Source organism: Salinicoccus halodurans, from assembly GCF_900114445.1.
GTDB lineage: Bacteria > Bacillota > Bacilli > Staphylococcales > Salinicoccaceae > Salinicoccus > Salinicoccus halodurans.
This window is the reverse complement of record NZ_FOTB01000004.1, coordinates 337,643-352,374: the sequence shown is the minus strand read 5'-3', so window position 1 is coordinate 352,374 and position 14,732 is coordinate 337,643. Positions and strand designations below refer to the sequence as shown.

Sequence of the window (14,732 nt, the reverse complement as noted above, 5' to 3'; positions counted from 1 at the left end):
AAGCAGTGGGTTACACTGCGAGGAGGGGTACTATGGAAGGAAATCGTGGTGTTGTTTATACAGGAGCCGGCAGCGTTGAAGTACAGGATATTGAATACCCGGACTTGATTTTAAAAGATGGTCCCGGAGTGCCAAAGAGCAACGTCGGACGTAAGTGTGAGCACGGCGTAATACTTAAAGTGATTACGACGAATATTTGCGGGAGTGACCAGCATATGGTCCGGGGCCGTACGACTGCACCTGAAGGTCTTGTGCTGGGCCATGAAATTACGGGTGAGGTCATAGAAGTCGGAAGAGATGTGGAATTTGTCAAAAAAGGGGATATCGCATCTGTTCCATTCAACATCGCATGCGGACGCTGTGAGATGTGCCGAGAGCAAAAAACGCACATCTGTACGAACGTCAACCCGGAAAGACCCGGAGCGGCATATGGTTACGTGGATATGGGCGGCTGGGTAGGCGGCCAGTCAGAATATGTGATGGTTCCATATGCAGATTTCCAGCTGCTTGTGTTCCCTGATAAAGAGATCGCGATGGAAAAGATTCTGGATCTTACCATGCTGTCCGACATATTCCCGACAGGGTATCATGGTGCCTATACTGCGGGTGTCAGAACAGGATCCACAGTATACGTGGCAGGTGCGGGGCCGGTCGGTCTGGCAGCAGCCCATTCAGCACAATTGCTCGGTGCATCCCGCGTAATTGTGGGGGACATGAAGGCGGAGAGACTGAAACAGGCTGAGAGTTTCGGCTGTGAGACAGTGGATCTGACCAGACACGACAGGCTGGGTGAACAGATTGAACAGATTTTAGGTGTCCCTGAAGTCGACAGTTCGATCGACGCGGTCGGCTTCGAAGCATCCGGTCACGGCAAGGACGGCGGAGAACAGCCGGCAGCGGTATTGAACACGATCATGGATGTCACACGGGCAGGCGGCAGCCTGGGCATACCGGGCCTCTATGTCACAGAAGACCCGGGCGCATCGGATAAGGATGCGCAGGTCGGCTCGCTTAAAGTGAGATTCGGACAGGGCTGGGCAAAAGCGCACAACTTCGCAACAGGACAGACACCGGCGATGAAGTATAACAGAGATCTGATGAAATCCATTCTTTCCGGCAATGCGCAGATTGCAAAAGCGGTGAACGCAACTGTCATCAATCTGGATCAAGCACCGGATGGATACAAAGATTTCGACAGCGGTGTCGCAAAGAAATTTGTCATCGATCCCCATGGCATGCTTAAATGATCCGGATGATTTAAGCGTCTGAACTCTGATTTGTTATCTATATGTATATTGAACGGCCCCCTGTCAATCAGACAGGGGGCCGTTCAGAGTTGGAGAGGGGAAGTCATTTTTCGCCCCAATCAGCTTCCGAGGATGTATAGTCCCATACTCGAGAACAGCAGCACAGCACCCATGATCAAAGGGATGAGGGCTGTCATTTTGTACGCACTGTTGTCATTCATCATCCAGCGCTCCGGTTTAGCGGGATCATAATGGACATCAACGGTATCTCCAATTTCATAACCTACCTTATATGTAATCCTGTCTCCTTTCGCAACCCGTGTACTTTTGACGGCGGCGTTACGGCGTTTATATACAACGCCATCCACTTCATACTCCACTAATGGTGCCGGCAGGCCGCTGTCCCCGCTTAATGAGCGGCCTGTGACGACACCCTGGGTCAGGGCAGTGCATTTCTGCTTTTTACGGACCACTAGAATATAATAAAAGCATGCCCCGAGAAATAATATGGACAGTGCCGCTCCGCCCAGCAGTAATGCTAAAAAAGTCATTTCATTTTCCATGTCCTGAACCTCCGGAACTATATATTTTAACGATAGACTAATTATAGTATATATCAGGAGGGTTTAACCGAATGTTTTAGGAGAAGTTTATACCGGGAGTATTCAGTCTGTAAGCCACTCTGAAAATGACAGCAGATCGGGAAAATATTCATCTGCTTTTATCTTCTGCTTTCCATCATGGGTGATGAATACCGTCTTTGTTCCCGCATTTCTGCCGGCTTCGATATCGGGCTCCCGGTCGCCGGCCATGTAGCTTGAAGAAAGATCGATGGCATGTTTTTCCGCCAGATCGAGAAGCATGCCGGGTTTTGGTTTGCGGCAGCGGCAGCCGGATTGCGGCATGTGCGGGCAGTACGCAATATCATTTATATATGCCCCGCAATCCGCCAGCTGTTTTTCCATCTCCCGATGAACGTCACGAAGCGCTTCTTCTGTCATATATCCAAGGCCGACACCACCCTGATTTGTAACGACGAACACTTTCCAGCCTGCTTCATTGAGTTTTCTGATCCCTTCGCCTGCTCCGGGAAGGAGATGGAAATCCTCAGCCGTATTCACGAATTTCACCCTTTTGCTCAACACTTCATTGATAACGCCGTCACGGTCCAGAAATACTGCCTTATCCATCATACAGCCCCCTTTGGAACTTATGATACATCAAACCGGGACTCAATAATAAAAGAAAGCATTAATGCCGTTAATATTTCATCTGAGGGGTAAAGGGAAGAATAAAGGAAAACATAAACAATGATGGAAACAGGAGGAGTTTCAATGATCATAGCTCTTATTACACTGATCATACTTATACTGATCAATGCTTTTTTTGCCGCTTCGGAAATTGCACTGATCGGACTGAATGACAATAAAGTGAAAAAACAGGCCAACGACGGCAACAAGAAAGCAATACTTTTAAATAACCTCATTTCAGAGCCGAGCCGCTTCCTGAGCACGATCCAGGTGGGAATTACACTTGCGGGTTTTCTGGCAAGTGCATTCGCAGCCGATTTCTTTGCAGGTCCGCTTGCCGCCTTGCTGACTGATCTGGGTGTGCCGTTCTCTGCATCTGTACTTGAGACAGTGGCGCTGGTGGCAATCACTCTCATACTTTCTTATTTTACACTTGTATTCGGGGAACTGGTGCCAAAACAGCTTGCTCTGCAGAAAGCGGAAAGTATTTCAAATGTTGTGGCGGGGCCGCTGACAATATTGTTCAAAATCACCCTGCCTGTTGTTAAGCTTCTGACATTCTCCACAAACAGTGTCGTACGTCTCTTTGGAATTGATCCCAATGCCCGGAATGATGAGGCATCGGAAGAGGATATAAGGATGCTGGTCGAACTCGGCGGAGAGAAAGGGAATATTCAGCAGGCGGAGAGTATGATGATAAAAAATATTTTTGAATTGGATGATACGAGAGTGACCAGCATCAGCACTCACAGAACAGACATAGCAGCCATACCGCTTGATGCGGGTTTAGATGAAGTGATCTCCATTGTGAATCAGGAAAAGTATACGAGATTTCCGGTCTATGATGGGGATATTGATAACATCACCGGGATTCTGCGTTCCAAAGATCTGCTGGAACTTATGGAAGGCAGCGGACAAAAGGAGTTCGATCTCTCAAAATTATGCCATGAACCATTCTTCACTTCGGAAAGCCGAAGTATCGATCTTCTTCTCAGAGATATGCAGAAAAACAACGCCCACATCGCCATCATCCTTGATGAATACGGCGGGACAGAAGGACTGGTCACCATCGAAGATATTATAGAAGAAGTTGTCGGGGAAATATTATCGGAACATAACAATACAGACAAAGAAGAGAGGATTCAAAAAATATCGTCAGGTGAATATCGTATAAAAGGCACCATCCATCTGCTGGATGTGGAGGACTTTTTCGAAAAAGAGCTGCCGGTTGAGGAATATGAGACATTGAACGGCTTTATGATTGATCAGCTCGGGTATTTCCCCGAAACAGGGGAGCAGCCGGAACTCACATATAATAATCTTCATTTTAAAGTGGAACACTCAGGGGACAGGCCTATTGAAACGGTTCTGGTCTCAGTGGTGGATGGAGAAAAGTAGGCAGGAGTTTGTGAATTAAAGAGCCGGAATATAAAGGCCCGGATTCACAATTACGGTGGATCCGGGCCTTTATTAGGCATCAGTTCAAAAGCCAATATCCTGCATTTAGATACAAAGCAAAAAGCGTCCAGAGCAGATAAGGCAGCAGCAGCCAGAATGAAATTTTGCTGATCTTCTTAAACCGGCGCATCATCACAATGATTAAAACAATCAGAATCAGGATTTCAACCGCTGCAATGCCTCTTAAAGCAAGGGAAAAGAAGAGGAATGTCCATGCATAGTTGAAAAGCAGCTGGATGACATAAATTGTCCTGATATTCGGCATCTTTTCTTCTTTTGTAACAAAATAGTGTGCCAGTCCCATGAGGCCGTAGAGTATGGGCCAGACGACAGAAAAGGTGATGCCTGGCGGGTTCAGGGGCGGAGCAGTTAAACTGTCATAAATTGCGCCCGAGTTTGAGGCAGACATATAACCAATCAGAGATCCCAGGACAACAGGGATTAAAATATTCAATAAAAGTTTCAGAATCATTCACTCCTTACTTTTCATAAATATCAATTGTTCAGGGCGTATATTTCACGCGCCATGGATTCAAGTGTGTATATTACAGGAATCTGAGTGGTGATATTGGCATTTTCAAACCATTCTTCCGTAACGTAGTAGGAAATGTTCACATCCGATATTTTTGCGATGGTGGAGTGCTTGTGATTTGTAATGCTGATGATCGTGCTCCCCTCCTGCTTGAGCTGGTTGAGATGAGTGACGGTGAAATTATTTTCGCCCGAGACAGAGAGAGCTATCGTCACACTGTTATTCCGCAGGTTCGAGTGCACGGGAAAGTAAGGGTCCTTGATGTACATGGAGAACTTGCCGAGACTCGAAAAATATCTTGCGCCATATTCAGCAAGTATTCCGGAGCTGCCGATGCCGATGAAGATCACAGTGTCCGCGTCGTCTATAAGAGAAGCTGCGCTTTTTATTCTTTCGTCGATGTCCCCTTTTAAAGTGCGTTCAAAAAATTCCGAAACAGTGTACTGCGCATTTTTAAGGTCTGTCGTCTTTTCTTCCATGTGCATCTTGAGCCTGACTTTGAATTCGGAAAAACCTTCACACCCCGTCTTCCTGCAAAAACGCAGAATGGTTGAAGTGGACATATGAGTTTCCGCGGCTAGTTCCCGTATTCTCATATATGCGACCTTTTCCCTGTTTTTAACGATGTAGTTGTATAAAGAAGTTTCCAGTTCATTAAATGAAGCAATTTCTTCCTGTGTAAACATATATGCAGTACTCCTTCAATTCAGAGATATCCAATCATCACAAGCGTAACACAGCAGAAGGATGAAACACAGTGTTACATGTATGGAACAAATGTTTATCCGCGTCAATAAATTCTAAATCGACAATATGTATATATCACGGTCGGTGAGGCAGCTACAATTGAAGTATCAATAATCTATCCGGAGGTAATCATATGAATAAAGGGATTAAAATCGCAACAATCGGCGGGGGTTCCAGCTATACACCGGAGCTTGTAGAAGGGTTCATCAAACGGTACGATGAGTTCCCGGTCAGTGAATTATGGCTCGTGGACATAGAAGCCGGACGGGAAAAACTGAAGATTGTCGGTAATCTGGCCAAAAGGATGATTAAAAAAGCCGGTCTGCCTATCGACGTCCATCTGACACTGGACCGGAAGGAAGCGCTGAAAGACGCAGATTTTGTAACAACACAGTTCAGGGTCGGGATCCTTGATGCCAGAGCGAAAGACGAAAGTATTCCGCTTAAGTATAATGTACTGGGTCAGGAAACGAATGGACCGGGCGGTCTATTCAAAGGATTGCGTACCATTCCTGTCATTTTGGACATCTGTAAAGATATGGAGGCACTCTGTCCGGATGCGTGGCTGATCAATTTCACCAATCCTGCAGGCATGGTGACGGAAGCGGTGCTGCGCCACTCCAATATAAAAAAAGTCATCGGCCTGTGCAATGTGCCGATTGGAATGGAAATGGGCATCGCAAATCTGCTTGATGTCGAACATTCAAGAATCAGAATAGATTTTGCAGGACTGAACCATATGGTCTACGGCCTGGATGTCTATCTTGACGGCGGGAGTGTAAAAGATGAGGTCATCGAAAAGCTCTCCGACCCGGAAAACAGCAGCTTCGTAAAAAATATCGACGGCATGGGCTGGGAACCTGAATTCATGGAAGCTCTTGGGCTCATCACATGTCCGTATCATATGTACTATTATAAATCCGGTGAAATGCTGGAGAAGGCGAAGATCAGTGCCAAAGAAGAAGGTACACGCGCAGAGGTCGTGCAGCAATTGGAGAAAGAACTGTTCGAGCTTTATAAGGATGAGAATTTGGATATCAAACCGCCGCAGCTGGAAGAGCGGGGCGGTGCATATTACTCAGATGCAGCGGTCCGTCTGATTACTTCAATATACAATGACAAAAGGGATATCCAGCCGGTGAACACAATGAACCGCGGCGCGATTGCGAGCCTCCCGCATGGTTCTGCAATCGAAACCAGCTGTGTCATTACGAAAGATGGTCCAATCCCGCTCGCATTCGGAGACCTCCCTGTGGCAGTGCGCGGACTCGTGCAGCAGATCAAATCATTTGAGCGCATCGCGGCCGAAGCTGCTGTTGAAGGCGATTATAAAAAAGCGGTGCTGGCTCTGACAATCAATCCTCTGACACCATCAGACAAAGTTGCCAAAGAAATCGCCGAGGAAATGATGGAAGCGCATAAAGAACACCTCCCCCAATTTTTTCAGGCAGTAAAATAGACGAAATACAGTATAATGGAATGAAAGAACTGTTATTCGAGGAGGATTATTTTGCCGGTAAAACTAATTGCTGTAGATATGGATGGAACATTTCTGAATGATACAAAAGAATATGACCGCAAAAGGTTCGACGGTCTTTATTCGAAAATGAAGGACAGGGGCATCAAATTTGTTGTTGCCAGCGGAAACCAGTATTACCAGCTGAAATCATTTTACGGAGAAATCCAGGATGAAATCAGCTATGTCGCTGAAAATGGTGCGTTTGTCGTGGATGCGGGGGAGGAAGTGTCTTCCGTAAGTATTCCGAAATCGCATGTGGCAGCGGTGACGGGTGAAATTGCCAGACATGATAAATTATCCACGATAGTATGCGGCAAGGAAAGCGCCTATGTTCTGGATGATGTGACAGAAGAGTACTTCAACATGATCCAGAAGTTTTACCGCCGGCTGAAAAGGGTTGAAAGCTTTGATGACATTGAAGACCAGGTGCTGAAATTCGCCCTGTCATGCCCGGCGGAGGATACGGATGAACTGAAGGATTTCCTCGGGGATATTCTGGGGGAATACGTGACGCCGGCATCCAGCGGACATGGCAGCATCGATCTGATAGTTCCCGGCCATCATAAGGCGAAAGGTATAAAGGAGCTGCAGGAGCGCTGGAATATCAAAGACGCAGAAACGATGGCGTTCGGTGACGGCGGCAATGATCTGGAAATGCTGGCGCATGCCGAGTACAGCTTTGCCATGGAGAATGCCACGGATGATGTGAAACAGACCGCAAAATACACAGCACCGCATAATAACATGAGCGGAGTACTGGAAATCATAGATCAATACTTTAAGGGAGAAGGTCCTTTTAAGTAGATTGAACTGAGAAACTCCTTTGGGTATGATTGCCCAAAGGAGTTTTTTTAATAAAGTTATATGTAGAAGTTCAACAGCTGGAACCCGAAATAAAATGATACCAGTGACAAAATGCTGAAAACGAGGTTTTCAGGCATGCTTCCGGTCCGTATCGTTATCGGAAATTTGACTTTGAAGCTGATCGGGAAAAATAGCTGGATGCCGCTTTTAGTAGCCATATCCAGTATAAGATGGCTGATCATCCCTATCATCAGGCCGTTTTTAACCGCATCATAGGGCAGAAATCTGTCCATCAGAAATGATGCAAGCACTAAAAAGAGCAGGCTGTGGGTGAACGACCGGTGTCCGAATATCAGATTTATTATTTTGGACAGGATAGGAAGAGCTTTTCCCATCTTACTGCCACCGTGGCATATGTCGGGAATCAGAGCTCCTATGATGCCGGCTCCGACCGTGATGACAGGGTCGAAGTTTGAGAAATGGGCAAACGCAAGACTTGAGGCGATGCCTCCGACGATGTGTGTTTTACCTGTCATGATGTTCCCTCCTCCAGTCTATATATGATATCACGGCGGAGAACCCAATTACAGGAGATGTGTAATATTGATATAAAACAAGTTTTAGAAGACAAGAAGAAGTATCTGGACCTGCTGCTGCTCGCAGATGAACAGGAAAATATGATCGACCGGTATCTGGAAAGAGGGGAAATGTTCGTTTTGGAATCGGAAGATGTGAAGGCGGTATGTGTAGTAACCGATGAAGGTGACGGGGAATTCGAAATAAAAAATATTGCCGTGGAGCCCGGCTCCCAAAGATTGGGATACGGCAGAAGAATGCTCGAACATATTTTATTTCTTTATAAAGACAGAGGAACTGCCATGTATGTCGGCACCGGCGACAGTCCTCTGACTATCCCATTTTATGAATCAGCCGGTTTTAAAAAATCATATCAGATTGATAATTTCTTCACTGAACATTATGATGCACCGATATTTGAATCGGGCAGACAGCTGGAGCATATGATTGTATTGAAGAAAAAGCTGACTTAGCAGGCTGATGCACCGAGTTCTGCATTCTTTCCGGACTATTTTTCCAGTCTGTCCGGAATTCCGCTGTTGCTTCATCACAGCAGAATAGTCATTTTAAAAGGAGGATCCATATGAATACTATTGCCTGGATCGAGAATAGATTCAAAGATGCCGGCCGGATGGAGCGGGCTGCCGCGGATTACGATGTTGATGAGATGAAAAAAGCTGTGTCTTTCCACAGTTCAATGCCGCAGTATGATGAGACACCGTTTATTGAATTGAAAAATTTATCTGAAATGTTGGGAATCGCAAAAATCTATTTGAAAGATGAATCGAAAAGATTTGGATTGAATGCATTTAAGGGACTTGGTGTTTCCTATGCCATGGCAAAGTATTTTGCCGGTGAACTGGATGTGGATTTGAAGGATTTCACATTTGAAAAATTGCTTGAGAAAGTATCGGATTTGCCAGCCGCGACTTTCTCAACCGCCACAGACGGTAATCACGGTATAGGAGTGGCCTGGGCGGCGGAAATATTTAAACAGAATAGTAAAGTCTATATGCCCAAAGGTACTGCTAAATCCCGTCTGGATGCAGTATTGAAGTATGGTGCAGAAGGTACAATAACTGATCTGAACTATGATGAGACAGTTGAATTTGTCCGGGAACTCTCTCAGGAAAATGGCTGGATCCATTTGCAGGATACGGCGTGGGAGGGGTACACAGAGTTCCCAATGTATATTATGCAGGGATACACCACAATCATTGAAGAAATTGAAAGACAGCTGAAAAATTCATCACTGGGTGAAGTGTCCCATGTCATTCTGCAGGCAGGTGTCGGTTCATTTGCCGGAGCGATGGCAGCGGCCCTGTATAACCTCACCAATGGTAAGCCGCCACGGATTATCGTAGTGGAACCCGGGAAAGCCAATTGTCTGTATCAGTCAGCCGGCAGTGAAGAGGGGATGCCGGTCCGTGTCCATGGAGAGCTGGATTCAATGATGGCCGGGCTGTCATGCGGAGAACCAAGCCCGGTCGGCTGGGAAATTTTGAAGTCCATTACGGACTGCTTCGTATCATGTGATGATGCAATCAGTGCAAAAGGAATGCGGGTACTCGGAAGTCCGGCAGGCGGGGATGAAAAAGTAGTGTCGGGAGAGTCCGGCTCAGTTCCTCTTGGATTTCTGTATGAAGTGATGACCAACGAAGAATATGACGGTTTGAAAGAACAGCTCGGACTGGATGCAGCTTCAGAAGTGCTGATGATAAATACCGAAGGTGACACGGATCCTGAAAACTACAGGAAAGTGACAGGGGATGGATCAGGGGAATCTGAATAGTTAAGCGGGGATTTATGGTACAATCTGAATATCTTGCCAACTTTGAGGTCATGATATTTGATGTACAAAGGTCGAAAAATAGCGGAAGCGGCAGGTGTGAATGTACTTCTGGATGTGACATTGGAGATAAGAATTGACCCCAGGACAGTGAGTGAGGTGATTAATGATGTCAGGAACAAAAAGAGAGAATATAAAACCCGGACAGACAGTAAGAGTCGTCCAGAAACAGGATCAGAGATCGGGCAAGCTGACTGAAGGCGTTGTTTCGAGGATTCTTACGAATTCGGCTGAGCACCACCATGGTATCAAGGTAAAACTCGAAGATGGCACTGTGGGCAGGGTAAAAGAAATCCTGAATTAAATAATGATTTTTTAAATTAAAAATAACCTTTCCGATTATTGACGGAAAGGTTATTTTTGCTTTATGCGTTCGTATCAGGCTGTTCTGTTTTCAGATCTTCCATAGGCTTTGCCCGGTAGACGAAGAATGACATAATTACGGCGATGATGGAAATGGTGAATGCGATGAAATAGACAAGCTCGACGCCTGCGACCATCGCCTGATCGATTGTTGCTGGATCGGACGGGTTTTCCGAGTTCTGCAGGAAGTTCATCTGTCTCGCATTCATGATGCTGATGAACACAGATACGCCGATTGCGCCGGCTACCGGCTGCAGTGTTGAAACGACGGCGGTGCCGTGCGGATACAGTCTTTTTGGCAGCTGGTTCAATCCATTCGTCTGGGCCGGCATCATTGTTGCTGAAACAGAAACCATGAGCAGCATGAATCCGACGAGGATGACCCATGGTGAGCTTTCTGTATCGAGACGGCTCATCACAAACATTGTCCCGCTCAGTATGAGGGTTGCCGGGATCATCAGCGGACGGGGGCCGAGTTTATCGAACAATGCGCCCATGAACGGCGAGAGTGCGCCGTTGAGCAGACTGCCGGGCAGCAGAAGCAATCCGGCTGCGGCTGCAGTCAGCGCAAGCGGCCCCTGCATGTAGATCGGCAGGATGATTTCGGAGGCGAACATCGTCATGACGATGATCAGGAACAGTATGACGGCGTGGGTGTACATCGGGTATTTGAACACCCGAAGGTCCATTATCGGTTCTTCCAGCCTCATCTGTCTGAATGCAAATAATGCAATACCGACTACTCCGGCAGTGATTGCGATCAGCACTTCCGGATTTAAAAATCCGGCTTCGCTTTTTCCGACAGAACTGAATCCGTAAATCGTTCCGCCGAAACCGATGGTCGAGAACACGATGGACAGGATATCAATTTTCGGCTTAGTCACTTCAGAGACATTGATTAAGAAGATGAAAGCGAATATTATCGAAAACACTGAGAAAGGAATTACTGTGATGAATAAAAATCTCCATCCCAGATATTCGACGATGATTCCGGACAGTGTTGGCCCGATCGCCGGTGCGAACATGATGACGAGACCAACAATTCCCATGATCTTACCCCTTTTATTCGGCGGATAAAGAAGCAGGAATACGTTGAACATGATCGGCATCAGCATGCCGGTGCCGATTGCCTGGATCAGACGTCCTGAAAGCAGGATGGGAAAAGTCGGTGCCATTGCACAGATGGCGGTTCCGATGGTAAATATGATCATGGTCCCGAGGAACAGCTGTCTGGTTGTGAACCACTGCAGGAGCAGGGCGGATACAGGGATGACGATACCCATGACAAGCATGAAGCCGGTGGCCATCCACTGTACCGTCGGCAGCGTAATATCAAATTCCCGCATCAGAGTCGTAAGCGCAATATTCAGAAGTGTTTCGTTCAAAATCGCAAAAAAAGCGCCAATGATCAGCGAAAGCATTATAGGCAGTGTTTTGACATCAGGATTTTCGGATAAGTATTCGTATTTAGGTGCATTGCCTGTGTTGTCCATATAGGGAATCCTCACTTTAATGATCTATCGGCATCAAGTATGGATATACAGCTTAATTTTGCCGACAATAGATTATAATACGTGAATAAAATAATAACAATAAAAAGGTGTCTGAAACAGAAAAATAAATTTTTGAGCGTTACTATGACAGAAAGCTGACTTCTTACTAAAGCCGTGTTTGGTTATGTATAATGGGTGTATGGATATATAATTGAGGTGAATGCTATGGAAACAGCTTTTCTTTCAAAAAAGCCGCAATATAAAACTGAAGTCGCCAGAATTATATTTGAACGTTTTCATCTGGATGAAAGAAGAAAAGGGACGTTTAAAGAAACTGTAAAGTTTTTCTCACAATCAGGCATTGAATCGTATCCGATCACCATGATTGCACTCGAAGGCGGCAAGTGTATCGGTACAGTCTCCATCTACAAGAATGATCTTCCCGAAAGGCCGGAATATCAGCCCTGGCTCGCTGCTTTATATGTTCTGCCGGGATACAGGGGGCGGGGTGTCGCGGACAGGCTGGTCGGAGACATGCTGAAACACTTATCCGGGCTGGGATATGAAACCATCTATGCCAAGACAGAATCGGAAACAAAATATGACTATTACGCACAAAAAGGCTGGGAGATCCTTGAAACCCTGGACGTCGGCGGACATGATAACTATATTTTCAGGAAAAGGAACAATTGATATGAGATGCGGAACAAAATGCTTCGTCGTCACTGTCGAACAGAAGAATGAAATAATTACAGAAGAAGTAGCCGCCCGCTCGCAGATCGAGGCGAGGAAGATAGTGCGGAATCGGTATGGCGGAGATGCGAAAGTGAAATCTCTCAGGAAAAGATGATCCGGACATGAACGAATGATATGTCCGGATTATTTTATTCGTATTATGGCTGTTTAGTAAATTTAATTTCTGTTAGTATTGTATTTGGTAATTGAAAAACAAAGGAGGCGTTAGCTTGGCTGAATCGGCGATGGAATTAGTTAAACTCAGGAAAAAGATCGGATCAAAAGAAATCATCAAAGGTCTCGACTTTGAAATACATAAAGGCGAAGTGTTTGGTTTTCTCGGGCCGAATGGTGCAGGGAAAACAACGACGATAAGAATGATGGTCGGTCTGATGGGGATTACGGACGGCGATGTCAGGATACTGGGGAAAAGTGTAAAGTCAGATTTTAAGGGTGCAATCCGTGAAGTGGGCGCAATTGTTGAAAATCCGGAAATGTATCCTTTCATGACCGGAATGCAGAATCTGAAGCATTTCGCGAGAATGAGTCCCGGTGTGACGAAAGAACGCATCAAACAGGTAATTTCCCTGGTAGGACTGGAAAATGCAATTAAAACGAAAGTCGGCAGATATTCACTCGGGATGCGGCAGCGTCTCGGAATCGCGCAGGCTCTGCTTCACAGCCCTTCGGTATTGATACTGGATGAACCGACGAATGGTCTCGACCCGGCGGGTATACGTGAGATCCGGAAATATATCAGACGGCTTGCAGATGAAGATAATGTAGCAGTAATCATATCCAGCCATCTGCTTTCTGAGATCGAATTGATGTGTGACCGGATCGGTGTTATAAAAAATGGCGAGCTGATCGGCATTCAGTCTGTACATGAACAGCAGGCGGAGGAAGACCCTGAACGTCAGATCCGCCTTGAAGTGGATCCTGTGGACAGTGCTCTCAGAGTGCTTAAGACGCATCACGGCATAGACGCCGGAGAAGACGGAGGGTTCATCACCTTCAGTGCAAAGAAATCCCTCATGCCGAGTATTGTAACCAGCCTGGTTTCGGGTGACATACTGGTCTACAGGGTGGAAGTATCCAGCGCATCCCTCGAAGATAAATTCTTCGATCTGATTGGAGAGAATGTCATTGGCTAACATATTCGGTCTTATATGGAACGAAGTATCCAAAATATATATACAGAAATCAACCTGGATCATGTATATCTTTTTAGCAGTACTGATTATTGCCGTAGCTGCCATTACAGCGACAACTGACGGGGCGAATAAAGAATACGGTGAAGATTGGCAGGAGGAACTCCAGACTGAGAACGAGGCGCTGACAGAAGAGATGCAGGAAGAGGAATTCCTGGTCGACATGAATACTCAGAAGATTGAAATGAACCAATATCATATGGATAATGGTATTAAACCGGTCTCTTATGATGCCTGGCAGTTTGTTATAGAGAACGCAATGCTTTCTTCTGTCATCAGTCTGCTTACAATCATTGTTGCAGGTGGTATAGTGGCAAATGAATTCCGGTGGGGAACCATCAAGCAGCTTCTCATCCGTCCGATTTCGAGAACGGTCATCCTCTTGTCCAAGTATATTGCAGTGCTGATATTTGCGCTGATCACTCTGGCATTTCTGCTCATCCTGTCCTGGATCACCGGTGCTTTATTCTTCGGAGTCGCAGGCGGCAATCCGGAACTTGTCATCAGAAACAGCGAAGGCATTGCAAGTGTCACTGCCATCGGCGAAGTGATCAGCGGGTACGGTTTCAAGCTCGTCAATCTGTTCATGATGGCGACATTTGCATTCATGATTTCAAGCATTTTCAGAAACAGTGCGCTGGCGATCGGCATGGCGGTATTCCTGATGATGGCGGGAACTTCGATTGTCCAGTTCTTTGCTGATAAAGTGTGGTCCAAATTTATTCTGTTCGCGAACACGGACTTGACAATCTATGATTCACAGATCGGACCGGTCAGGGAAGAGATGACCATGGGCTTTTCAATCGGTGTGCTTGTTGTATACTGGATAATATTCATACTGGCATCATGGCTCGTCTTTACACGGCGTGATGTTGCAGGACAGTAATATCGGACCGGCGCCTTTGCGCCGGTTTTTTTGTTCAGCAGTAAGCTGTCCGGCTTTTAGTG

General features: G+C 46.2%; 17 protein-coding genes. 11 read left to right on the top strand and 6 right to left on the bottom strand.

All coding sequences use genetic code 11. The features are described 5' to 3' along the window. Nucleotides 1-32: 32 nt before the first annotated feature. Nucleotides 33-1,247 carry a formaldehyde dehydrogenase, glutathione-independent gene (gene fdhA / locus BM271_RS10355; RefSeq protein ID WP_046789305.1) on the top strand — a complete coding sequence of 405 codons (1,215 nt, stop codon included), beginning with the start codon at nt 33-35 and terminating at the stop codon, nt 1,245-1,247. 119 nt (nt 1,248-1,366) lie between these two features. Here the strand turns inward: fdhA and BM271_RS10350 are convergent, their stop codons facing one another. Continuing rightward, nucleotides 1,367-1,810, bottom strand: a complete 444-nt coding sequence (locus BM271_RS10350; protein WP_046789306.1) for a DUF3592 domain-containing protein — start codon at nt 1,808-1,810, stop codon at nt 1,367-1,369. Nucleotides 1,811-1,912: 102 nt separating this feature from the next. Next, nucleotides 1,913-2,437: a D-glycero-alpha-D-manno-heptose-1,7-bisphosphate 7-phosphatase gene (locus BM271_RS10345; RefSeq protein WP_046789307.1), complete on the bottom strand. Its 525-nt coding sequence runs from the start codon at nt 2,435-2,437 to the stop codon at nt 1,913-1,915. Nucleotides 2,438-2,581: 144 nt separating this feature from the next. On the opposite strand from BM271_RS10345, the gene BM271_RS10340 reads away from it, so the two are divergent. Continuing rightward, nucleotides 2,582-3,895 carry a hemolysin family protein gene (locus BM271_RS10340; RefSeq protein WP_046789308.1) on the top strand — a complete coding sequence of 438 codons (1,314 nt, stop codon included), beginning with the start codon at nt 2,582-2,584 and terminating at the stop codon, nt 3,893-3,895. 79 nt (nt 3,896-3,974) lie between these two features. On the opposite strand, the gene BM271_RS10335 is transcribed toward BM271_RS10340, so the two are convergent. Together BM271_RS10335 and BM271_RS10330 are read right to left on the bottom strand one after the other, a co-directional pair. Continuing rightward, complete coding sequence (locus tag BM271_RS10335) at nt 3,975-4,409, bottom strand: TspO/MBR family protein (protein WP_200795342.1); 435 nt, start codon at nt 4,407-4,409, stop codon at nt 3,975-3,977. A 41-nt stretch (nt 4,410-4,450) separates the two neighbouring features. After that, on the bottom strand, nt 4,451-5,173 hold the full coding sequence (locus tag BM271_RS10330; protein ID WP_046789310.1) for a MurR/RpiR family transcriptional regulator: 723 nt from the start codon (nt 5,171-5,173) through the stop codon (nt 4,451-4,453). 194 nt (nt 5,174-5,367) lie between these two features. Between BM271_RS10330 and BM271_RS10325 the strand changes: the two genes are divergently transcribed. Together BM271_RS10325 and BM271_RS10320 are read left to right on the top strand one after the other, a co-directional pair. After that, nucleotides 5,368-6,693, top strand: coding sequence for a 6-phospho-beta-glucosidase (locus tag BM271_RS10325; protein ID WP_046789311.1), 1,326 nt, complete (start codon nt 5,368-5,370; stop codon nt 6,691-6,693). 51 nt (nt 6,694-6,744) lie between these two features. Then, nucleotides 6,745-7,557 (top strand): Cof-type HAD-IIB family hydrolase, encoded by an 813-nt coding sequence (locus tag BM271_RS10320; protein WP_046789312.1) that lies wholly within the window; start codon nt 6,745-6,747, stop codon nt 7,555-7,557. Nucleotides 7,558-7,613: 56 nt separating this feature from the next. Here the strand turns inward: BM271_RS10320 and BM271_RS10315 are convergent, their stop codons facing one another. Then, on the bottom strand, nt 7,614-8,093 hold the full coding sequence (locus tag BM271_RS10315) for a metal-dependent hydrolase (protein WP_046789313.1): 480 nt from the start codon (nt 8,091-8,093) through the stop codon (nt 7,614-7,616). 57 nt (nt 8,094-8,150) lie between these two features. Here BM271_RS10315 and BM271_RS10310 point away from each other — a divergent pair, with 57 nt between their 5' ends. The 3 genes from BM271_RS10310 to BM271_RS10300 all read left to right on the top strand — a co-directional run bounded on the left by BM271_RS10310 (nt 8,151) and on the right by BM271_RS10300 (nt 10,286). Continuing rightward, nucleotides 8,151-8,606, top strand: coding sequence for a GNAT family N-acetyltransferase (locus BM271_RS10310; RefSeq protein WP_046789314.1), 456 nt, complete (start codon nt 8,151-8,153; stop codon nt 8,604-8,606). Nucleotides 8,607-8,716: 110 nt separating this feature from the next. Continuing rightward, entirely contained in the window at nt 8,717-9,925 is a 1,209-nt protein-coding gene (locus BM271_RS10305; protein WP_046789315.1) for a diaminopropionate ammonia-lyase, read from the top strand. A 166-nt stretch (nt 9,926-10,091) separates the two neighbouring features. After that, on the top strand, nt 10,092-10,286 hold the full coding sequence (locus BM271_RS10300) for a YwbE family protein (protein ID WP_046789316.1): 195 nt from the start codon (nt 10,092-10,094) through the stop codon (nt 10,284-10,286). Nucleotides 10,287-10,347: 61 nt separating this feature from the next. Here BM271_RS10300 and BM271_RS10295 read toward each other — a convergent pair whose 3' ends face one another. After that, a complete protein-coding gene (locus tag BM271_RS10295; RefSeq protein ID WP_046789317.1) occupies nt 10,348-11,838 on the bottom strand; it encodes an MDR family MFS transporter in 1,491 nt (496 codons plus the stop codon). A gap of 225 nt (nt 11,839-12,063) precedes the next feature. On the opposite strand from BM271_RS10295, the gene BM271_RS10290 reads away from it, so the two are divergent. The 4 genes from BM271_RS10290 (at nt 12,064) to BM271_RS10280 (ending at nt 14,670) form a co-directional block, all read left to right on the top strand. Further along, nucleotides 12,064-12,531, top strand: coding sequence for a GNAT family N-acetyltransferase (locus BM271_RS10290; protein ID WP_046789318.1), 468 nt, complete (start codon nt 12,064-12,066; stop codon nt 12,529-12,531). Nucleotide 12,532: 1 nt separating this feature from the next. Beyond that, nucleotides 12,533-12,688 carry a hypothetical protein gene (locus BM271_RS14385; protein ID WP_200795341.1) on the top strand — a complete coding sequence of 52 codons (156 nt, stop codon included), beginning with the start codon at nt 12,533-12,535 and terminating at the stop codon, nt 12,686-12,688. Nucleotides 12,689-12,803: 115 nt separating this feature from the next. Then, a complete protein-coding gene (locus BM271_RS10285) occupies nt 12,804-13,727 on the top strand; it encodes an ABC transporter ATP-binding protein (protein ID WP_046789319.1) in 924 nt (307 codons plus the stop codon). After that, nucleotides 13,720-14,670, top strand: a complete 951-nt coding sequence (locus BM271_RS10280; RefSeq protein WP_074924568.1) for an ABC transporter permease — start codon at nt 13,720-13,722, stop codon at nt 14,668-14,670. The genes BM271_RS10285 and BM271_RS10280 overlap by 8 nt, the downstream gene beginning before the upstream one ends. The last annotated feature ends 62 nt before the right edge of the window (nt 14,671-14,732 follow it).